General features: G+C 63.8%; 23 protein-coding genes. 10 read left to right on the top strand and 13 right to left on the bottom strand.

The genetic code is table 11. From position 1 onward, the window contains the following. Positions 1 to 73 precede the first annotated feature (73 nt). On the top strand, positions 74 to 1,867 hold the full coding sequence (locus D0Y60_RS13850) for a DUF882 domain-containing protein (protein ID WP_117370544.1): 1,794 nt from the start codon (positions 74 to 76) through the stop codon (positions 1,865 to 1,867). A gap of 139 nt (positions 1,868 to 2,006) precedes the next feature. On the opposite strand, the gene D0Y60_RS13845 is transcribed toward D0Y60_RS13850, so the two are convergent. From D0Y60_RS13845 to D0Y60_RS13825, 5 genes are all read right to left on the bottom strand, one after another. Then, the gene (locus tag D0Y60_RS13845; protein WP_117370741.1) at positions 2,007 to 3,104 is read right to left on the bottom strand and encodes a hypothetical protein; all 1,098 of its coding nucleotides are present in this window, start codon (positions 3,102 to 3,104) and stop codon (positions 2,007 to 2,009) included. Between the two features lie 147 nt (positions 3,105 to 3,251). Then, entirely contained in the window at positions 3,252 to 3,869 is a 618-nt protein-coding gene (locus tag D0Y60_RS13840) for a histidine phosphatase family protein (RefSeq protein WP_158565483.1), read from the bottom strand. Between the two features lie 184 nt (positions 3,870 to 4,053). Beyond that, on the bottom strand, positions 4,054 to 4,320 hold the full coding sequence (locus D0Y60_RS13835) for a DUF2312 domain-containing protein (protein WP_117370542.1): 267 nt from the start codon (positions 4,318 to 4,320) through the stop codon (positions 4,054 to 4,056). Positions 4,321 to 4,437: 117 nt separating this feature from the next. Next, positions 4,438 to 4,743 (bottom strand): DUF1244 domain-containing protein, encoded by a 306-nt coding sequence (locus D0Y60_RS13830; protein WP_117370541.1) that lies wholly within the window; start codon positions 4,741 to 4,743, stop codon positions 4,438 to 4,440. Positions 4,744 to 4,745: 2 nt separating this feature from the next. Next, positions 4,746 to 5,576, bottom strand: a complete 831-nt coding sequence (locus D0Y60_RS13825) for an N-formylglutamate amidohydrolase (protein WP_245409179.1) — start codon at positions 5,574 to 5,576, stop codon at positions 4,746 to 4,748. A 223-nt stretch (positions 5,577 to 5,799) separates the two neighbouring features. Between D0Y60_RS13825 and D0Y60_RS13820 the strand changes: the two genes are divergently transcribed. Further along, positions 5,800 to 6,207, top strand: coding sequence for a DUF1036 domain-containing protein (locus tag D0Y60_RS13820; RefSeq protein WP_348627861.1), 408 nt, complete (start codon positions 5,800 to 5,802; stop codon positions 6,205 to 6,207). After that, positions 6,207 to 7,646, top strand: a complete 1,440-nt coding sequence (gene pyk / locus D0Y60_RS13815) for a pyruvate kinase (protein ID WP_117370539.1) — start codon at positions 6,207 to 6,209, stop codon at positions 7,644 to 7,646. The genes D0Y60_RS13820 and pyk overlap by 1 nt, the downstream gene beginning before the upstream one ends. Positions 7,647 to 7,653: 7 nt before the next feature. On the opposite strand, the gene D0Y60_RS13810 is transcribed toward pyk, so the two are convergent. From D0Y60_RS13810 to D0Y60_RS13785, 6 genes are all read right to left on the bottom strand, one after another. Beyond that, positions 7,654 to 8,661: an alpha/beta fold hydrolase gene (locus D0Y60_RS13810; protein ID WP_117370538.1), complete on the bottom strand. Its 1,008-nt coding sequence runs from the start codon at positions 8,659 to 8,661 to the stop codon at positions 7,654 to 7,656. Positions 8,662 to 8,754: 93 nt separating this feature from the next. Further along, positions 8,755 to 9,372 carry a tetratricopeptide repeat protein gene (locus tag D0Y60_RS13805; protein ID WP_117370739.1) on the bottom strand — a complete coding sequence of 206 codons (618 nt, stop codon included), beginning with the start codon at positions 9,370 to 9,372 and terminating at the stop codon, positions 8,755 to 8,757. Between the two features lie 81 nt (positions 9,373 to 9,453). Beyond that, a complete protein-coding gene (gene ykgO / locus D0Y60_RS13800; protein WP_024271182.1) occupies positions 9,454 to 9,579 on the bottom strand; it encodes a type B 50S ribosomal protein L36 in 126 nt (41 codons plus the stop codon). A 170-nt stretch (positions 9,580 to 9,749) separates the two neighbouring features. Beyond that, a complete protein-coding gene (locus D0Y60_RS13795) occupies positions 9,750 to 10,808 on the bottom strand; it encodes a 5-(carboxyamino)imidazole ribonucleotide synthase (RefSeq protein WP_117370537.1) in 1,059 nt (352 codons plus the stop codon). Next, positions 10,805 to 11,272, bottom strand: a complete 468-nt coding sequence (gene purE / locus D0Y60_RS13790; RefSeq protein ID WP_117370738.1) for a 5-(carboxyamino)imidazole ribonucleotide mutase — start codon at positions 11,270 to 11,272, stop codon at positions 10,805 to 10,807. Before purE ends, D0Y60_RS13795 begins: the two co-directional genes overlap by 4 nt. A 51-nt stretch (positions 11,273 to 11,323) precedes the next feature. Next, complete coding sequence (locus D0Y60_RS13785; RefSeq protein ID WP_117370536.1) at positions 11,324 to 11,527, bottom strand: DUF465 domain-containing protein; 204 nt, start codon at positions 11,525 to 11,527, stop codon at positions 11,324 to 11,326. Positions 11,528 to 11,741: 214 nt separating this feature from the next. Here D0Y60_RS13785 and D0Y60_RS13780 point away from each other — a divergent pair, with 214 nt between their 5' ends. Further along, positions 11,742 to 11,915, top strand: coding sequence for a DUF465 domain-containing protein (locus D0Y60_RS13780; RefSeq protein WP_117370535.1), 174 nt, complete (start codon positions 11,742 to 11,744; stop codon positions 11,913 to 11,915). Positions 11,916 to 12,101: 186 nt separating this feature from the next. Here D0Y60_RS13780 and D0Y60_RS13775 read toward each other — a convergent pair whose 3' ends face one another. Both D0Y60_RS13775 and D0Y60_RS13770 read right to left on the bottom strand, forming a co-directional pair. Beyond that, positions 12,102 to 12,362, bottom strand: coding sequence for a metalloregulator ArsR/SmtB family transcription factor (locus tag D0Y60_RS13775; RefSeq protein ID WP_117370534.1), 261 nt, complete (start codon positions 12,360 to 12,362; stop codon positions 12,102 to 12,104). A gap of 62 nt (positions 12,363 to 12,424) precedes the next feature. Further along, positions 12,425 to 13,195: a sulfite exporter TauE/SafE family protein gene (locus tag D0Y60_RS13770; protein WP_117370533.1), complete on the bottom strand. Its 771-nt coding sequence runs from the start codon at positions 13,193 to 13,195 to the stop codon at positions 12,425 to 12,427. A 93-nt stretch (positions 13,196 to 13,288) separates the two neighbouring features. On the opposite strand from D0Y60_RS13770, the gene D0Y60_RS13765 reads away from it, so the two are divergent. The 6 genes from D0Y60_RS13765 to D0Y60_RS13740 all read left to right on the top strand — a co-directional run bounded on the left by D0Y60_RS13765 (position 13,289) and on the right by D0Y60_RS13740 (position 20,075). After that, positions 13,289 to 13,942, top strand: a complete 654-nt coding sequence (locus tag D0Y60_RS13765) for a thiamine phosphate synthase (protein WP_117370532.1) — start codon at positions 13,289 to 13,291, stop codon at positions 13,940 to 13,942. Positions 13,943 to 13,993: 51 nt separating this feature from the next. Continuing rightward, positions 13,994 to 15,094, top strand: coding sequence for a tetratricopeptide repeat protein (locus D0Y60_RS13760; protein ID WP_245409177.1), 1,101 nt, complete (start codon positions 13,994 to 13,996; stop codon positions 15,092 to 15,094). Positions 15,095 to 15,277: 183 nt separating this feature from the next. Further along, entirely contained in the window at positions 15,278 to 16,078 is an 801-nt protein-coding gene (locus D0Y60_RS13755; RefSeq protein ID WP_117370737.1) for an inositol monophosphatase family protein, read from the top strand. A gap of 112 nt (positions 16,079 to 16,190) precedes the next feature. Then, entirely contained in the window at positions 16,191 to 17,273 is a 1,083-nt protein-coding gene (locus D0Y60_RS13750) for a MotA/TolQ/ExbB proton channel family protein (protein WP_117370530.1), read from the top strand. 2 nt (positions 17,274 to 17,275) lie between these two features. Continuing rightward, on the top strand, positions 17,276 to 18,307 hold the full coding sequence (locus D0Y60_RS13745; RefSeq protein WP_117370529.1) for a peptidoglycan -binding protein: 1,032 nt from the start codon (positions 17,276 to 17,278) through the stop codon (positions 18,305 to 18,307). Between the two features lie 124 nt (positions 18,308 to 18,431). Continuing rightward, entirely contained in the window at positions 18,432 to 20,075 is a 1,644-nt protein-coding gene (locus D0Y60_RS13740) for an FAD-binding dehydrogenase (RefSeq protein ID WP_117370528.1), read from the top strand. Positions 20,076 to 20,091 lie beyond the last annotated feature (16 nt).

Below are 20,091 nucleotides of genomic sequence, written 5' to 3'. Positions count from 1 at the left end.
TGGCAGTCATCTGGGATAACGGACGTTCGTTGTCCTTCGGACGGGGAAAGAGTTGGCAAATTTGTTCGCATCGATGAAGCGCCGGGGGAGCACCCTTGGCAGCCTCTGCAAGACAGTGTTGCAAAAGCTGCCCAAGGCTTTGTCCACGGCTGTGCTTTCTGCTGCCCTCATTCTGCCGACGGCCATTCCCGCGACGGTTCAGGCCGAGAGCGGCAACCGCACGCTCAAGCTCTTCTTCATCCATACCAAGGAAAAGGCCGAGATCACCTTCAAGCGCAACGGTCGTTATGACCAGCGCGGCCTGAAGCAGCTCAACACCTTTCTGCGCGACTGGCGCCGCAACGAGCCGACGCGCATGGATCCGCGCCTGTTCGACCTCGTCTGGGAAGTCTACCAGAAGGTCGGCGCGACGGGTTACATCAACGTCGTTTCCGCTTATCGCTCGCCGGCCACCAACGGCATGCTGCGCTCGCGCTCCAAGGGTGTCGCCAAGAAGAGCCAGCACATGCTCGGCAAGGCGATGGACTTCTATATCCCGGGCGTGAAGCTCGCGACGCTGCGCGCCACTGCCATGAAATTCCAGGTCGGCGGCGTCGGCTTCTACCCGACCTCCGGTTCGCCCTTCGTGCATCTCGACGTCGGCAGCGTGCGCGCCTGGCCGCGCATGAGCCGCCAGGAGTTGGTGCGCCTCTTCCCGGACGGCAAGACCATGCATGTGCCGACGGACGGCAAGCCGCTGCCGGGCTACCAGCAGGCCGTTGCCGATTACAAGCGCCGCGTCGGTTCCGACGCCATCCAGGTTGCCGGCGGCGGTTCGACGCCGACCGCGTCGAAGCGCAAGGGCGGCTTCCTCGCCGCGCTCTTCGGCGGCGGTGGCGACGAGGATGAAGAACCCGAAATGATCGCGAGCAGCAATGTCACGATCGCCGATTCCTTCGATGAAGGCGGCGAGACGGGCGGCGCGCCTGCCAAGGCTGTTGCCGACCAGAAGCCGGTCGCGACCGAAGCCGAGACCGAGCTTGCCTTCAACGCGCCGGTCCCCGGCAGCCGTCCCGCCTTCAAGGCGGCCGAGACGACCAGCGAGCTCGCCCTTGTCGCACCGACGACGAGCGGTGCCGTCGCGGCCCTCGAAGCGGCGACGACGACGGAAGAGCAGAAGCCCGAATTCGAAGACTTGGCGGCCTACAAGGTTCCGCTGCCCGTCATGCTGGGTGCCCGCACCCAGGCTGGCGATGCGCAGCCCGGTGAAGCCCAGTCTGGCGAAGCCATGACGGCGGCTGTCGCAGCCGCGGCCGCGGAAGACGGCGAGGAACTGGCCATGGTGCCGGTGCCGGGCCTTCGCCCGCAGGTCGAGCTTGATGACCAGTCGCAGACGGCGCTGATGGCGGCGGCCGAGGCCAAGGTTGCACTCCCGTCCACCGCGGACCGTTCGGGCCTTGCTGCCCTTGCCGATCCGACGACGGGCGACGATCAGGGCAACCCGGTCGAGATGGCTGCGCTGGTGTCCGACAATGCCGGTGCCACGCGGTCGCTGGCGGGCGTCGATGCCTTTGACGGCAAGGCTGCCGAGGAAACGCCGTCGAAGGGCGGCCGTCCGAAGAAGAAGGATGCCGATGCCGCAAGCCGTGGCGCGATCCGCACCGAGCCGAAGCTGACGCAGAAGATCATCTCTCAGTGGGCGCTCGAGCAGGGCAACATGGCGACGCTCTCCAAGCCGGTCAAAGCGCCGCGCTTCGTGAGCCGCACGCTGCGCGCCGCGCCGACCACCGTCTACATGGCCGGCTTCCAGCCGGAGGGCAAATCCATCGACAGCGCCCGCTTCAGCGGCAATGCGGTCAACTTCATGGAAGTCCGCAAGTTCGACTGAGCCTCTGAATACCGAGATCACAAAAGCCCGCCGGAGCGATCCGGCGGGCTTTTGTGTGTTAGCGGGGCGAACGCGTCGGCGATGGTTTCATCTCAACTGCATCAGGAACAATGGTCGTCGCTCTGCCGAGACGCTTTTGTCATTTCCAGCTCTGATAGTCCGCCGCCGTGCAGCCAAAGGGAGCAGGGCCGTCGCCGAAGCGGCTTTGCAACTGGCTGCAGCCCCAGCGGTTGAGCGCTTCGGGCATCATGTTGTTGATGTCCATCCCCGGCGAGTTGTATTGCGAGGGCGCGCTCGTCACGTACCATAGCCAATAGCCGAATATGCCGCCAACGATGAGGACAAGCAGAAGCAGGAAGAGGCCGAGCCGGCGCGCGAGTGACATGCCTTTTTTTGCCGGAGCAAGCGCGACGGCGCTCTGATGGTCGGCTGTCGTGGCGGCGGCGTGAAGAGGGGCCAGCGCTTCCGCCCGTTCCTGCGCGGTAAGGTCGATGCGCTCCAGCCGGTCGTCGAGCAGCACGGGCAGCGCTGTCGTACCGTGCCAGACGGCAAGGGCAACCGCATTGCTGCCGGCATCCCCAACGATGATCGGCTCTTCCCCGCTCTGGAAGCGGGTGAAGGCGACGCGCTTGGTCTTCCGCTCGCTTAGCCGGTCTGCATAAGTCACCGAAAGGCGACCGCGCTTGTTGTCCATTCCCGTGATTTCGACGGGGATGACGGTGAGCGGCGCGGGGTGGCGCAGCTTGCCGCGGACACGCAGGATGCGCAATGCGAGGAAGATCATCGCGATACCCCCGCCGCCAAGCAGAAGCGCGAAGGCCGCCAGCGTGATGATCCGGTTCCATAACATGTCCAGCCCGAGGCTGATGGTCGCGAGTTCAGGATGATCGGCCGAGATGACGAGGCCCGTCTCATAGTCGCCGGTGTGGAAATCGACGAACATGACCTCGACCTCCTTCTCGTAACGCTGGCCGTCATGCTCGTAGGAAAGATCCACTTCGCAGGTCGTGAAAACCGCTTTGCGCGTCGTGCAGTTGCCGCCGATCGTGCCGTCGATGACAAGCGGGTTCTGGCTGATCGTAAAGTCGCGCAGAATGCCCGGTCCTTCCGTCATCACCATGAAGACCGCGATGGCCAGCAGAATGGGGGTGGAGAAGTAGTAGGCGAAGGGAATGGAAATGACCCGGCCCTCGATGGCGAGGGGGCGGGCGGGAAGCTTGATTGTGGGGAAGGTCATCGTCTGCCTGAAAATGATTTCAATGAGGGGCTGATGGAGGAGGGACGGCGCAGGCCGACCGTTCATTCGCAAAGAAATTTTGCATTGCGACATACTCGTTAAAGCGTGGCGTATGTCGTTCTAACTCGGCTGCGGCTCGCTGTGCTCTTAAAAACTGTCAATCGCACCCGCTCCAAACCCGCGAAGGGCCCAGCGTTTGCCATCACTGCTCAGGGCCAGCATGCCGAGGGGCGCGACGTCGATGCGCCAGATCGACGTCAGCGGCGCGCCGACCACGTGGAGGAACAGCAACTTGATGATGATCGCATGGCTTACGGCCAGCGTGTTGCCGCCCACCGCGTGATAGCCTTCGAGCCACTCGGCCGACCGGGCTTGTGCCGCTGCGAAAGATTCGCCGCCATGCGGGGCCGATGCGGGGTCCGCCGACCAGTGTTCCAAGTCCTCAGGCCAATGGTGTGTGACCTCCGCGACCGTCCGGTTCTCCCATGTCCCATAGGCAACATCCCTGAGGAGCGAGCACGCGTTCGCCTCGGTGGAGAAGGCGGCGGCCGTTTCGGCGGCAGCGCGTTCGGGCGCATGCAGGACCGTATCGAAAGCGCGAAGCTTGCCGGCAAGTGTCTTTAGCCGCGCCTGCTCCTTGGGTAGCAGCGCATCGGTCGCGGAAAACCGCGATTGCTGGTTGGCCGACGTGGCGCCACGGCACAAAATCGTCAGGTGGGTCGCCCGACCGGTCACCGGCTTCGGGACTTTGACTTTGCTGCTCAAGGTCTGTCTATGCTCCACACCATCAAGGGGCAGGGATGTTCGCCGCGCGCCCGAGAGCATTCATATCATGTCAGCAGGCCAGCGAAACTCTGAAGCGACCGCGGTTTGCCGTGAGGTTCAAGCGCAGTCAAAGAAAAGGGGCGCGTCGCGCCCCTTCATCTCCATGCCGTAAGATCCGTCCCGCTTATTCGGCATCCGGCGGCAGGTCGATCATGCCGAGGGCCTGCAGGTAGGTGTCGAGGATGGCTTCCTGTTCCATGCGCTCGTCCTTGTCCTGCTTGCGGATCTGGATGACCTTGCGCAGGATCTTCGTGTCGAAGCCGGTGCCCTTGGCTTCGCCATAGACGTCCTTGATATCGTCGGCGATGGTTTTCTTTTCCTCTTCGAGGCGCTCGATGCGCTCGATGAATGCGCGAAGCTGGTCGCGTGCGACGCCGTGGGCATCCGACATGGTCTTCTCCTTGGGTGGTCCTAGTATGGCTAGAATTCGAAGGCCGTGACTTGCCGCGAACTTCCGGCAAGATCAAGACCTATCGCACGGCGTTTCGGTTTTTCATGTCGTTGCCGCTCATTCTTTCGGGCGGTTGACCTCGAAGGCGGTCTTCTGCGCGTCATTCGCTTCACGCTGGTAGCGCGCGCGCCATTCCTCATAGGGCATGCCGTAGACGATCTCGCGTGAGGCCTCCTTATCGAGCGCGACGCCCGCTTCATTGGCCGCATCGCGATACCAGTTGGACAGGCAGTTGCGGCAGAAGCCGGCGAGATTCATCATGTCGATGTTCTGCACGTCCGTGCGCTCGCGCAGGTGTCTGACTAGGCGCCGGAAGGCGGCGGCTTCGAACTCGGTCTGCTGTTCTCTGGAAAGCTCTGTCATCGTCAATAGGGTCCGGTGCGGGAAGGGTGTATCTCGTATGTGTGCAGGGCGGGATCGGCATTCAACCGCGAAAAGATCGGGGCGAGGCGGTCGACCCAGCTGGCGATGCCCACCGCATCGCCGATCTCGTCCTGGCGGATTTCGATGAGCGCATGTGCGATGCCCGGTTTCATGCAGTGACGAAACATCGTGTCGCCACGCAGCGCCCCATCATAAGGTTCGTTGTCGCCCACCATGACATCGCCGAGGTTTTCCAGTTCGGCAAGCAGCGGGCCGACGGCGCGGTGGTCGTTGTCCCAGAGCACGGTCACCTGCCAGGGGCGGGGCGTGCCCTTCCAGGCCGGGGTGAAGGAATGCATGGACATGACGAGCGGCGCCTTGCCCGTGCGCCCGGCCACCGTGTCGATCATGCGGGACACGGCATCGTGATAGGGTCGGTGATAGGTCTCCAACCGGTATTGCCATTCTTCCGGCGTGATCGGGTGGTTGCCTGGAATGATCGCACCGTCGGAAATGCGCATTACGAGCGTCGGGTCGTCTTCACCACGGTTGGGGTCGATCAGCAGGCGGGAGAAGCGGCTCATCACGACCGGCGCGTTCAACCGGGCGTTCAGGCCACGCACCACGCCTTCGACGCCGATGTCGTAGGCGATGTGCCGTTCGAACGCGCTCTCCGGCAGGCCGAGGCGGCCATAGTGTTCGGGCACGAGATTGGTGGCATGGTCCGCCAGGATGACGAGCCCGAGGCCGAGGTCGCCGTCAATGATCTCGAAGGAAGGATGATCCTGCATGCCGTTAGCCGAAATTGTACCGTTGATGCCGACTGATCGCATGGGGCGATCCGGCCCGCAAGCCGCGGGGCCTGCGCTTGCAGGAAAGATTCCTTCTCCTTTCGTGAAATTGTAATCGATTAGTGTTGCGTTGACATTCATGCCCCGCCGTCGCAAGAAAGCGCATATTCAAATCAACGGAGTTCCATTGGAAGCCGTGCGAGCCAAGAGCCACAGCCCCTTCGTCCCGAAAGCCACGCGCCTTCTCCAGGCTGGCCTTTTCACTATTGCGGGCTTTCTCGCCCTTTCCCTGCCCAATGAGGCGAAAGCCGAGTTCCGTGTCTGTAACGGCACGCAGAACCTCGTCGGCGTCGCCATCGGCTATCGCGCCAAGGAAGGCTGGATGACAGAGGGCTGGTGGCAGGTGCCGGCCACGACCTGCGCCACGCTGATCGAGGGCGAGTTGCAGTCGCGTTACTACTATCTTTATGCCGAAGATGCCGCCCGCGGCGGACGCTGGACCGGCGACGTCAACATGTGCGTCGCCGAGAACGAGTTCAAGATCACCGGCGTGCAGGACTGCTTTGCCCGCGGTTTCCAGCGCATGGGCTTCAAGGAATATGACACGGGCCGACAGGGGAGCTGGATGGTGCAGCTCTCCGATACGCCAGGCACCCAGGAAAGCCAGAACTGATGAGACGGAACAGAAGAGCCAAAATCCTCGCCACGCTCGGACCCGCATCCTCCGACGAGCAGATGATCCAGAAGCTGCATGAGGCGGGCGCAGATCTGTTCCGCATCAATATGAGCCACGCTAGCCACGACGTGATGCGCACGCTGATCAGCCGCATCCGCGCTGTCGAGGCCCGCTGCGGCCGTCCCATCGGCATTCTCGCCGATCTTCAGGGGCCGAAGCTGCGCGTCGGCAAGTTCGCCAACGGTTCGGAAGAGCTGAAGCCCGGCCAGACCTTCACGCTCGACAGCAAGGATGAGCCCGGCGACAACAGCCGCGTCTTCCTGCCCCATCCGGAAATTCTCGAAGCGGTGAAGGCGGGCGATCGCCTGCTGATCGACGACGGCAAGTTGCACCTGCGCGCCGAAAAATCCGACGGCAAGTCGATCGTCTGCACGGTCGTTTCGGGCACCAAGATCTCCGACCGCAAGGGCGTCAGCCTGCCCGACACGCTGCTTCCGGTCGGCGCGCTGACGGAGAAGGACCGCATCGACCTCGATGCGGTGCTTGCGACCGGCAGCGTCGACTGGGTGGCGCTGTCCTTCATCCAGCGCCCGGAAGACCTGGCCGAAGTGCGCAAGATTTCGCGCGGCCGCGTCGGCCTGATGTCGAAGATCGAAAAGCCGCAGGCCATCGAGCGGATCGACGAGATCATCGACCTCTCGGACGCCCTGATGGTCGCGCGTGGCGACCTCGGCGTGGAAATGCCGCTGGAGGCCGTTCCGGGCCTGCAGAAGCAGCTCATCCGTGCCTGCCGCCGCGCCGGCAAGCCGGTCGTCGTTGCCACCCAGATGCTGGAATCAATGATTTCGGCGCCCGTCCCGACCCGCGCCGAAGTGTCCGACGTCGCGACGGCCGTCTTCGAAGGCGCTGACGCCGTCATGTTGTCGGCCGAATCCGCCTCGGGTGCCTATCCGGTCGAAGCCGTCTCCACCATGGCCTCCATCGCCAGCAAGGTTGAGCGCGACCCGCACTATCCGGGCATCATCTACGCCCAGCGCACGCCGCCGGAAGCGACCGGCGCCGATGCCATCTCGCTTGCCGCTCACCAGATCGCCGAGACGCTGAAGCTTGCGGCCATCGTCTGTTACACCTCGTCGGGCACGACGGGCCTGCGCGCCGCGCGCGAGCGGCCGGAAGTGCCGATCCTGGCGCTGTCGCCGGTCATCGAGACGGCGCGCCGTCTCTCGGTCGTCTGGGGCCTGCACTGCGTCGTCACCGGCGATGCGGAAGACCTCGACGACATGGTGAACCGCGCCTGCCGCATCGTCGTGACGGAAGAATTCGGCAAGCCGGGCGACCGCATCATCATCTCGGCCGGCGTGCCGCTGCGTACCCCCGGCGGCACGAACATGCTGCGCATCGCCTATATCGGCGCCGACGGCGTCAGCGGCGTCTGAGGCTGCGCTACTTCTCGTGATCCTTCGCAAGGCGGGCTTCGGCCCGCCTTGCTGATTCCTGGAGGTCGCGTTTTGCGCCCGCGATCTTCTCGAGCGCCTCGACGGCAAGATCCGTCACCACGTAATCCGGTTTGTGGCCGAGATTGTGTATCCAGACGAGCTCCGATCCCGCGATGTCGCGCGCCAGCCCGCGTGAATGGATTTCCTCATAGACCACGCCGTCCGTGTCGCCGGTGACGATTATCGTCTGTGCCCGGATCTCGGGATAGCGCGGCTGCATGCGGCGAACGTAGTCCAGGAGATTGGCGACGTCGGTGGCATTGTTGCGGAAGGCGGCGGGACGCAGCACGAGGGCGGGTGCGGTCGCTTCGATGTAGTCGTCCGGGCGCGGGTTGGGGGCAAAGACGAAACGGGTGCCGCTGTCGATGCGCGACAGGCCAACCGGTAGGGCGACGATGCGCGTGAACAGCCAGCCGACAAAAGGCGCTCTAGCGAGATCGTAATACCAGTCGACGCCGCCCGGCCAGGGATGGGTTGCCGGGGCGAGGAACAGCAGGCCGGCGGTCTTTTCCGGGTGCTCCAGCGCAAAGCTTGCGGCAATCGCGCCGCCGAACGAATGGGCAACGATGATCGCCTTGTCGATGCCGCGCTTTTCCATCAGGCGGGCAATGGCGTTGGCTTGCCCGTCCGGCCAGGCATTTTCCGGCCCCCCGCGCTCGGAGTAGCCGTGGCCCGGCCGATCGACGAAGAGCAGGGTCGCACGCCCTTCCAGTTTCGCGCGGAAGGCATGCATCTGGTCGCGCAGGTTGCCGCTTGCGCCGTGGATGAAGACGAGTGGCGGCAGGTCGGCCTTGTCGCCCGCCGGGACCAGCACGCTGTTCATGCGAAAGCCGCCGACGTCGATCAGCTCGCCGACATTGGGAAACTGCTGCTCGATCGTGCGGGCCTTCCACGCCGTGAAGGTGTAGCCGGCGAGTGCGATGGCGAAGGGAGCGGCGAGAAGGGCTGTCAGCATGAGGCGGAGCGGGGAGGGCAAGGAAAGGTCCGGTCGACGATGGAGATAGCTGGTCTACGCAGGTGGCGCCATGCCGGTTCACCCGAATGGGAATCAGGTGCGCTGGCCGGTCAGCTTTTCCGCGAGGTCGCCCATTTCCTTCTGTGCCTGCCGTTCGGTCGGGTAGATATCGAGGAAGCGTTCCCAGGCCTTCATGGCCAGTTCGTCGCGGCCGGTCTGGGAGAGAATCGCGGCCATGCCGGCGAGCGCGCCGAAGTGGCGGGGTTCGATCTTCAGCACCTGGTTTATGTCGGACATCGATTTGCGATAGTTGCCCATCTTGAAATGCAGCGTCGCGCGGCGGTTCCAGCCCTCGACATAGTCGGGCCTCAGGCGGATCGCTTCATCGAGGAAATCGAGCGCCGCGGCATTCTTGTCGTCCGTCATGGCCTTGTCGGCCCACTGGATCAGGAGGTTGATGGTCGCGCTGCCGGAATCCTGCCATTCGCGGCGAATCTGGTTGGCGATGCCAGTCGCTGCATCCGGGTCGGCCTCGCGCTTCAGGTCACCGAACAGCTTGTCCAACCGCTGCGCTTGCGTGGTGAAGGCACCGGACGTCTTGTCGAGCGAAGCCTTGTCTGCGGCTTGCGCGAAGGCGGCGGAGGGCGCAGCCATGGCGAAAGCAAGGGGAAGGCAAAGTGCGGAAAGCATGAAAAAGCGCATGGCGGTTATGGTAAACCGCCATGCGCTCAACTTCAATTGTATTTCTCGATCAACGCTGTCCCTGACGGGACAGGCAACCGCGACGCCGTATCAGCCCTGACGAGCCTTGAAGCGCGGGTTCTGCTTGTTGATGATGTAGATGCGGCCCTTGCGGCGAACGAGGCGGTTTTCGCGGTGGCGAGCCTTGAGCGACTTGAGCGAATTCTTGATCTTCATGTTTTCGATCCGCGTATTGCAGGGCGACACGAGTTCGCCGGATTTCTTCAATCAAAAACGCGCCGTTTCGGGCGCGCTTTCACGTTGGGCAGGCATGTAACCCGGGACATTTGCGCTGTCAACCATAGGCGGCGGGTTTTCCGCCGCTGTGTCTGGTTTTCCAGTCCGTTTCAGCCGAAAACCTGGGTAATATGCCCCATCTTGCGGCCCGGTCGGGCTTCCGTCTTGCCGTAGAGGTGGACGAGTACGCCGGGCTTGGCAAGCCAGGCGGGCACGTCATCGATGTCGTCGCCGATCAGATTCTGCATCACACAGTCCGAATGACGGCGCGGATCGCCGAGCGTGTGGCCGGCAACGGCGCGGATATGCTGCTCGAACTGCGAGACGACGCAGGCCGCCTCCGTCCAGTGGCCGGAATTGTGTACGCGCGGTGCGATCTCGTTGGCAACGAGCCCGCCATCCGGCAGCACGAAGAATTCCACGCCGATGACGCCGACATAGCCGAGGCTGTCGAGGATGGCGCGTGCCGCCTTGCGGGCCTGGTCGGCCGTCGCCTCACTGACGCTCGCCGGCAGCGTCGAGGTGTGCAGGATGCCGTTGAGATGGACGTTCTCGGCCGGGTCGTAGCAGGCGATGGTGCCGTCGCGGTCGCGCGCGGCGATGATCGACACTTCGCGCTCGAAGGGCACGAGGCTTTCGAGGATCAGCGGCACGCCGCCCAGCGCCTCGAAGGCGCCTTCGCGGCTTTCGGCCGGAGAGCGGAAGAGGCGCTGGCCCTTGCCGTCATAGCCGAGGCGGCGGGTCTTCAACACGCCGACGCCGCCGAAGCGGTCGAGCGCCACCTCAAGATCGGCCTGGCTGTCGACGGCGGCGAAGTCGGCGGTGAGGATGCCGCAATCGCGGATGAAGCTCTTTTCGACGAGGCGGTCCTGCGAGACCTCCAGCGCGCGCGACGGCGGATAGACCGGGACGGCCTTGGCCAGCGCGGCGGCGGCGGCGACGGGCACGTTCTCGAATTCGTAGGTTACGACATCGCAGATGCGGGCAAGCTCGGCGAGCGCCTCGGCGTCGTCATAGGCGGCGACGATCTGAGCGTTGGCGACCTGAGCTGCCGGACAATCGGCCTGCGGTTCGAGGATGACGGTGCGCAGGTTGAGGCGCGCGGCCGCCATGGCCAGCATGCGGCCGAGCTGGCCGCCGCCGATGATGCCGATGGTGCGGGCGCTCATAGCGGGCCGTCCACGGGATATTCGGCGATGGCGTTGGACTGGCTCTCTCGCCATTCATCAAGGCGATGGGCGAGCTCGGGGTCGTTGAGCGCCAACACGGCGACGGCGAGCAACGCGGCATTGACCGCGCCGGCCCGGCCGATGGCGAGCGTACCGACGGGAATGCCGGCCGGCATCTGAACGATGGAAAGGAGGCTGTCCTGGCCGGAGAGTGCCTTCGACTGGACCGGCACGCCGAAGACGGGCAGCGGCGTCATGGCCGCGGCCATGCCCGGTAGATGGGCCGCACCGCCGGCACCGGCGATGATGATCTTGAAGCCTTCCGCCTTGGCGCCGCGGGCGAAGCTGTAGAGCCTGTCGGGCGTGCGGTGCGCCGAAATGATGCGGGCCTCGTAATCCACGCCAAGCGCATCGAGCGTATCGGCGGCGTTCTTCATCGTCTCCCAGTCGGACTGGCTTCCCATGATGATGGCGACGGGGGGCGTTTCGGTGGTGTCCAAGGCGTCTCGTCCGGTTCAGGCGATGATATCGGGAATGATCTGGTCTTCCAGCTTGGAAAGCTTGTCCTTGAGGATCAGCTTCTTCTTCTTCATGCGCTGGATTTTGAGGGCTTCGCAGCCCACCTGGATCATGGCGTTGATGGCGGCATCGTAGTCTTCATGCTCCTGGCGAAGCCGTGCGGCGGCAAGCCGCAATTCAGCCTGTTCCTGATCTGCCATGCTCTATTCCCCGTCGTCGGGAGCAGCGGTCCGCCCGCCTGTCCCAGTCTGTATAAGCCTGCTCCTATCACGAAAGCCCCGGTAACGGGAAGTTATCCCTTGCCACGTTTTCGCCTTCGACAAATGAAAAATGACATGGCACACTGACTTTGTTGCAACCTGGATCATCCGGCACGCAAGTGACCGGGTGCAAGCAAAAGGAAGGAACTGTCACATGACGATTGAGGCCCACCTGGCTACGCTGGAAAAGAAGCATTTTGCTCTTGAAGAAGAGCTGCATGCTGCAATCAAGCAGCCCTCTTCGGGTGATGATGCGATTGCAGACATCAAGCGTCGCAAGCTGCGCATCAAGGATGAGATCGAGCGCATTCGCTCCTCAGCTCACTGAAACGACAGGGATTTTTCCAAAGGAATTATAGGGAGGCAAGTCGCGGAACAGATGGTCCGTATGGGAGGACCGGGGTAGGAGCCCATTTCGCGAAACCGCTTTCGAAAACGAAATCATAGATGTCATGACGCCCTGGCAAATCGGAAGGTCTGCCGGGGCGTTCTATTTCAAAATGACACAGCGGGTTCACGACCAGAATTGATCAAGCCAGAGATTGAGCCTGTCGAAGCCCTTGGCATTGATGGCATAGATGCGCTTCGTTCCCTCGGCTTTGACGCTGACCAGGTTGGAATCGAGCAGCGCCTTCAGGTGTTGGGAGACCGCCGGGCGGCTGATCGGCAGGCCCTCGGAGAGTTCGTTGACCGTGCGTGGAGCGCGACGCAGCTCCTCCAGCAGGAACCTGCGGTTGGGATCGGCAATCGCAGCAAATGGGTCTGGGTGCGCCATGGCCGAACGCTAGGGCAAAGAAGCATGTGCGGCAAGTATTTTGTGCGGTGCGAAGTAAGCCGTCAGAGAAGGGCCAATACGCCGTCATAGACGAGCTTCAGACCGGCGATCAGCGCCATGGAATACATGAAGGGATAGAAAACGTCCGGCTTCATGCGCTTGACCAAGAAGCCGCCGAAGGCGGTGGCGACGATGGCGAGCGGCACGAGTGTTGCCGAGATTGTGAGATTGGTCGTGTCGAGTTGCCCCAGCGCGAAATAGGGGCCGAGCTTGACGACGTTGAGAATGGCGAAGAAGCGGACGGCAGCCCCGGTATAGTCGCGCGGCGGCAGCTTCAACGGCAGGCCGTAGACCTGAAACGGTGCGCCGCCTGCATGGGCCACGAAGCTGCCATAGCCGGACAGCGTGCCGAAGAAAGCGGCGGGGATGAGCCGGTGCGGTTTCGGCTCGATGACGTGACCATGCCGGACACGCCAAGTGTTGTAGAAATAGCGTAGCACGAAGAGCACGGTGATCAGGCCGATGATGAGGCGCAACGCGTCACGCGGCACATAGGCCGAGGTCGCCCAGCCGATAGCGATGCCGATGAGTGCACCGGGCAGCAGCATTTTCAGAAGCGTGCGGTTGTTGTGTTCGCGCCAGATCCAGAGCGACACGCAGTCCATCACCACCAGGATCGGCAGAAGAATGGCGGCGGCCTGCACCGGCGGCACGGCCATGGCCAGCAAGGGCACGCCCATCAGCGCCAGTGCTTCGCCCATGCCGCCCTTCGTCAGGCCGACCAGCAACACGGCGGGGATGGCGACATAATAAATCGAGGGGTCGATGGACATGGAAGGTGATTGATCCTGTTCGTCCTTCCGTCTATCCGCTTTGATCTGTTATGACGAGACCAGAGTGCCGCAATTCAAGGAAAGTGCCCATCCATGTCCAACGCCGATAACCGCTGCCGTCTCGTGCTGATCCTTCCCGAGGGCGAGGACCTGTCCGCGCGGACCGCCATGCTTGAGGGCGCTCTGAAGGGCGGCGACGTCGCTTCGGTGATCATTCCGCAATACGGCCTAGATGACGGCGTGTTCCAGAAGCACGCGGAAGCGCTGGTTGAAATTGTCCAGCGTGCCGGCGCTGCCGCGCTCGTTGCTGGTGATACACGTGTGGCGGGTCGGGCGAAGGCCGACGGCATCCATGTGACCGGCGGACTCGAGGAGTTTGCCGAAGCGGTGGAAAAATTCACGCCTAAGCTCATTGTCGGCGGCGGCAATGCCACGGATCGTCACAAGGCGCTGGAGATCGGCGACATCCAGCCGGACTATATCTTCTTCGGCAAGATCGGCGGAGACATCAAGCCGGACGCGCATCCGAAGAACCTGGCGCTTGCCGAATGGTGGGCCTCGATGGTGGAGATCCCCTGCATCGTGCTCGGCGGCTCCGATCCGGACTCCGCCCTTGCCGTGGCCGAGACCGGCGCGGAGTTCGTGGCGCTCGACAAGGCGGTCTTTGCCGACCCTGCGCAGGCGCCGCATGTGATTGCTGCGGTCAATGCTCTTCTTGACGAAAAAGCGCCACGGTTTGAGCAATAGTAGGCGCTCATGATCAGGGCCCTTCTTTCACAAGCTTGCCGTATCGCGCCGGTGGCATTTTTTGCCACGGGCGTTCTCGTTGCCGCGCCGTCCCTTGCCGAGACGGCGAAGAAGGGTCCCTCCGTCACCGCTGGCGATGTGAAGGCGGAGGAAAAAGAGCCGGTCGTGGATGTGAAGCCTGATATTCTTGACGATCAGCCTGACGAGGCCAAGAAGGACGAGAAGAAGCCGGTCGACGGCCCGTCGACGGGTCTTTCGGTGCTTGACCGCATGGGGGCCGATCTGCCAGCGCTGCCGGCCGAAAAGCCGTTTGCCGGCAAGGTGGATGATGCCTATGGCGCCTTCCAGCGTGGCCGCTACCTGACGGCGATGGAGCTTGCCCTTCCGCGCGCCCAGCTCGGCGATCCCGCCGCACAGACCCTGGTCGCCGAAATTCTCGATCGTGGCCTCGGCGTGAAGCGCGATCGCAAGCAGGCGCTGTTCTGGTATGAGCAGGCGGCCAATGGCGGCGACCCGACCGGCATGTTCAAATATGCGATCCTCCTCATGGAGCGCTCGGCCTCGCCGGAGGACCGCAAGAAGGCCGACGAGCTGATGAAGAAATCGGCCGATCTCGGTAATGCCTCCGCGCAGTTCAACTATGCGCAGGTGCTGGTGGCCGACAGCCCGGGCGACAAGGGGCTGCGCGACGCGCTGCCCTATTACGAGAAGTCGGCGGAGCAAGGCATCGCGGATGCGCAATATGCCGTGGCGCAGATCTATGTGAACCTGAAGGACCTGCCGGAAGAGAAGACCAAGCGCGCCCGTGAATGGCTGCTGCGGGCGGCCCGCGCGGGCTTCGATACCGCGCAGCTCGATCTCGGCATGTGGCTGGTGAACGGCACAGCGGGCGAGCGCGATTACGAAACCGGCTTCAAATGGCTGAAGCGCGCGGCCGATGGCGGCAATGTCGTAGCCCAGAGCAAGATCGCGCAGCTTTACATCCACGCCATCGGTACACGGCCGGACCCTGTCGAGGCGGGCAAGTGGTTCGTTCTGGCGCGGCGTGCAGGGCTCAATGATCCCTCGCTCGAAGACTTCTATCTCGGCCTGACGGACGAGCAGCAGAAGGCGGCGATCACGGCAGCCAACAAGTACCGTTCGGGCTCGTAAGGCGCGCCGTATTTACCCTGTTGCACGATCGCACACCCTGCATTGCAGCCCATGCAGGGGCTGAAGACTTGAAACTTCGCGGGATTTGTGGTCTTGAAGCCCGCACATCCGGTCCCCGTGCATTTGCGCGCCGCGGCTTTCGCCGTCCCGATGCGCCGGACATTCCCGAAGGACATTCATTTCATGGCTCGTTCAGCTCTTCTCAACGTTATGGTTCAGGCCGCCTTTAAGGCCGGCAAGTCGCTCTCGCGTGATTTCGGCGAAGTGCAGAACCTGCAGGTTTCGCTCAAGGGCCCGGCCGAATATGTCGCGCAGGCGCACCGCAAGGCCGAGAAGCTGATCCGCGAAGAGCTGATGAAGGCCCGCCCGACCTATGGCTTCCTGGCCGACGATGCCGAGGAGATCATCGGTACGGACGGTGCGCACCGCTGGATCGTCAACGCGCTCGACGGCACGACCAACTTCCTGCACGGCATCCCGCTCTTTGCCAGCACGATCGCGCTGGAGCGCAACGGTGAGATCGTCGCGGCCGTCGTTCTGAATGCGGCAACGGACGAGCTCTTTACCGCCGAGCGTGGTGGCGGCGCCTTCCTCAACGATCGCCGCCTGCGCGTGGCTGCCCGCAAGGCGCTGTCGGATGCCGTCATCGGCTGCAGCGTGCCGCATCTCGGCCGCGGCAACCACGGCAAGTTCCTCATCGAGCTGCGCCATGTGATGGGTGAAGTCGCCGGCATGCGCCGTCTCGGCTCTACCGCGCTCGATCTCGCCTATGTCGCCGCCGGCCGTTTCGACGGCTTCTGGGAGCGTGATCTCGCGGAATGGGACATGGCGACCGGCATCCTACTGATTCGCGAAGCCGGCGGTTACGCCACCGACTTCGACGGTGGTAATGATATGTTCAATGCTGGCGAGGTGGTTGCCGGCAACGAATATATCCACAAGGCGCTGCGCGACGTGCTGCACCGCCCGGTGCCGACGCGCTGAGGCAGGCTGAGGACGGCGGCGTACCAAAGCGCCGCTGTTGCCTCTAAGCCCTTCAATTCCACACAATCTTCCTCTAGTCTCCGCCCCGACGAGAAAGCGGAGATGCGACTACATGGCTAAGCTGGCGCTGTCGGGCTGGGGAGGGTCGTCCGAGACCGGGGACGACTACCCGCATAAACTTTCGAGCCCCATGGCGTTCTTCTGGACGATGGTGATCTTCCTCATCATCGTCGGCTTCGTGGCCGCCATCCTCTTCCGCCAGGCGCAGACGGCGTTCCTCTCCAATCCCGGCCTCAACGGCCTGATCCTCGGTGTGCTCTTGATCGGCATCCTGCTGGTCTTCAACCATGTTCTGGCGCTCCGGCCGGAAGTGCGCTGGTTCAATTCGTTCCGCGCGGCCGGCAGTGCCGAAAAAGTTGGACGCGATCCGGTGCTTCTGGCGCCGATGCGTGCGCTGATCGGCCGACGCCATTCGCTGGCGCTCTCGACCGCCACGCTGCGCTCGATCCTCGATTCCATCGCCACGCGCCTCGACGAATCGCGCGATACGTCCCGCTACCTGATCGGCCTTCTCGTCTTCCTCGGCCTGCTCGGCACCTTCTGGGGCCTGCTCGGTACGATCGGCTCGATCAGCGCGGTCATCCAGTCGCTGGATGCCGGCGGCGGGACGGCGAACGACATTCTGACGGCGCTGAAGCAGGGCCTTTCCGCGCCGCTGGAAGGCATGGGCACCGCCTTCTCGACCTCTCTCTTCGGCCTGTCCTCTTCGCTCATCCTCGGCTTCCTCGACCTGCAGGCCGGCCGCGCGCAGAACCGTTTCTACACGGAACTGGAAAACTGGCTATCATCAGTGACGGATGTCGGGTCCGAGGTTCAACCGTCCGCCGAACTCGCCGCCACATCCTCAACCGATGTGCAGGCGCTTGCAGAGCAGATCCTGAAGCTCGCGCAGCAGGAGGGCGGCGGCCATCGCTCGACGGCGGCCATGGCGAGCCTTGCCGAGGGTATTCAGGGTCTTGTCAAGAACATGCGCAGCGAGCAGCAGATGCTGCGCGACTGGATCGAGGCACAGCAGGAAGAGGCGAAGGCGCTGCGCCGCACGCTTGACCGGCTCGCCGCGCGCTCCGGTGAACGGCCCGTCGAAAAGTTGCCCGAACGCGCGGCCGAGAAAGCCCACAGGACCGGGGGCGAATAGAGATGGCGCTCGCCCGCAACCGGCGCAGCCAGCGCACGGTCGATTACTGGCCGGGCTTTGTCGATGCGCTCTCGACGCTGCTGCTTGCCATCATGTTCCTGCTCACGGTCTTCGTGCTGGCGCAGTTCTTCTTGAGCCGTGAAATCTCCGGCAAGGACGACGTGCTGAACCGCCTCACCAGCCAGATCAACGAGCTGACGCAACTTCTGGCGCTGGAAAAGAGCGGCAAGCAGGATCTGGAAGACGCGCTCGCCAATCTCCAGGCCTCGCTCGCCCAGTCCGAAAGCGACCGCACGCGCCTTCAGCAACTGCTGGACAGCGGTTCCGGCGCCTCCGACGCCGCCAATGCCCGCGTAACGACGCTGGAAGGAGAGCTGGATTCGGAAAAGCAGGTGAGCGCGCGAGCCGCAAGCCAGATCGAACTGCTGAACCAGCAGATCGCCGCGCTGCGCAGCCAGATCGCCGCCGTGGAGGAGGCGTTGCAGGCCTCCGAGGCCAAGGACAAGTCCTCGCAGACGAAGATCGCCGATCTCGGCCGCCGCCTCAATGTCGCGCTGGCGCAGCGCGTGCAGGAGCTCAACCGCTACCGTTCCGACTTCTTCGGCCGCCTGCGTGAAATCCTCTCCGACCGCGAAAACATCCGCATCGTCGGCGACCGCTTCGTCTTCCAGTCGGAAGTGCTGTTCCCCTCCGGCGGCAACGAGCTGAACGAGGCGGGGCAGGCGGAGATGAAGAAGCTCGCCGCGGCCTTGCTCGATCTTGCCAAGGAAATCCCCGCCGAGATCAATTGGGTGCTGCGCGTCGACGGCCATACCGACAACGTGCCGCTGTCCGGCACCGGCCGCTACCGTGACAACTGGGAGCTCTCCTCGGCCCGCGCGACGTCGGTCGTCAAATTCCTCATCGCCAACGGCGTGCCGGCCAACCGGCTCGTCGCGGCCGGCTTCGGCGAATTCCAGCCGATCGCCGAGGGCAATGACGACGCGGCAAAGGCGACCAACCGCCGTATCGAGCTGAAGCTGACCGAACGATAATTTCGTAGGGCGGGCAGAGGGCGCGACTGTGCTGGTGCTTGCCTGCCCCGCTAGCTCTTCCGCTCTCTTGATCTGACGTGAACGTCAGCGTAAGTTTTCGCAACTTGTGACGGGAGGCGTTGGGATGGATTGCGATCTTCTTGTCATCGGTGCTGGTCTTGCGGGCCTCGTCGCGGCGACGGAAGCGGCGGGCCGTGGGCTCAGGGTGATCATGCTCGACCAGGAAGGAGAGCAAAGTCTGGGCGGGCAGGCCTTCTGGTCGCTGGGCGGCCTGTTCTTCATCGATAGTCCGGAGCAGCGCCACATGCGCATCCGCGACAGCCTCGCCTTGGCGAGGCAGGACTGGATGGGTTCCGCCGGGTTCGACCGGCCGGAGGACCACTGGCCGCGCTACTGGGCGGAGGCCTATCTCGATTTTGCAAATGGCGAAAAGCGTGCCTGGCTACACGCCATGGGCATGCGCTGGTTCCCGGTCGTTGGCTGGGCAGAACGGGGCGGCGGGCTCGCGACCGGGCATGGCAATTCCGTGCCGCGCTTCCATGTGACCTGGGGCACCGGCCCGGGTGTCCTGGCGCCCTTCCTGCGGCGTGCGGAAGCGCTTCGGACCGAAAGCGCGATTGCCTTTCGCTTCCGCCATCGCGTGGATGGCCTGATCGTCGAGAACGGTACGGTTGTCGGCGCCCATGGTGCGGTGCTGGCGCCGGACCACGCGGCGCGCGGTGGACCGACATCGCGCGAAGTGGTTGGCGATTTCCGGTTTCGCGCCGGTGCCATTCTGGTGTCATCAGGCGGCATCGGCGGCAATCAGGACCTGGTGCGCCAAAGCTGGCCGCGCAGCCGGCTCGGTGAGCCACCGGCCTTCATGGTGAGCGGTGTGCCCGCCCATGTCGACGGCCGCATGCTCGCCATCGCGCAGCAGGCTGGCGGCTCGGTTATCAATGGCGATCGCATGTGGCACTATACCGAGGGCCTGCGGAACTGGGATCCGATCTGGCCGGGCCATGGCATCCGCATTCTGCCCGGTCCGTCCTCGCTGTGGCTCGATGCGCACGGTCGCCGCTTTCCCGCGCCGGCCATGCCGGGCTTCGACACGCTGGCGACGCTAAAAGCCATTCGCGCAACCGGCCACGACCACAGCTGGTTCATCCTGACGCGGGCGATCATCAAGAAGGAATTCGCGCTGTCCGGCTCCGAGCAGAACCCGGATTTGACCGGCAAAGACATCCCGCTGTTGCTGAAGCGTCTCGGCAAGAACCCGCCCGGCCCGGTGCAGGCGTTCATGGACAAGGGGGCGGATTTTGTCGTTCGCAACACGCTCGATGACCTCGTTGCGGCGATGAACGGATTGACCGACGCGCCGTTGCTCGATGTGGAACGCGTACGCGCCGAGGTGGAGGCGCGCGACCGGGAAATCGACAACCCGTTCTCGAAGGATGCGCAAGTCACGGCTATCCACGGCGCGCGCAACTATCTCGGCGACAAGCTGATGCGCACGGCGCGGCCGCATCGCCTGCTCGATCCCAAGGCCGGACCGCTGATCGCGGTGCGCCTCAACATTCTCACGCGCAAGACGCTCGGCGGGCTCCAGACCGATCTGTCCGGCCGGGTGCTGGAACTGTCAGGCAAACCGGTGCCGGGCCTTTATGCGGCCGGCGAGGTCGCCGGTTTCGGTGGTGGCGGGCTGCATGGCTACAATGCGCTGGAGGGCACCTTCCTCGGCGGCTGCCTGTTTTCCGGCCGCGTCGCGGGCCGGGCGGTCGGCGCCTGAGGCGCCGGCCTTACGC

Origin of the sequence: Shinella sp. WSJ-2 (assembly GCF_003432075.1) — a bacterium.
Classification (GTDB): domain Bacteria; phylum Pseudomonadota; class Alphaproteobacteria; order Rhizobiales; family Rhizobiaceae; genus Shinella.
Note: the sequence above shows the minus strand (reverse complement) of the source record. Positions and strands in the feature narration are given on the sequence as shown.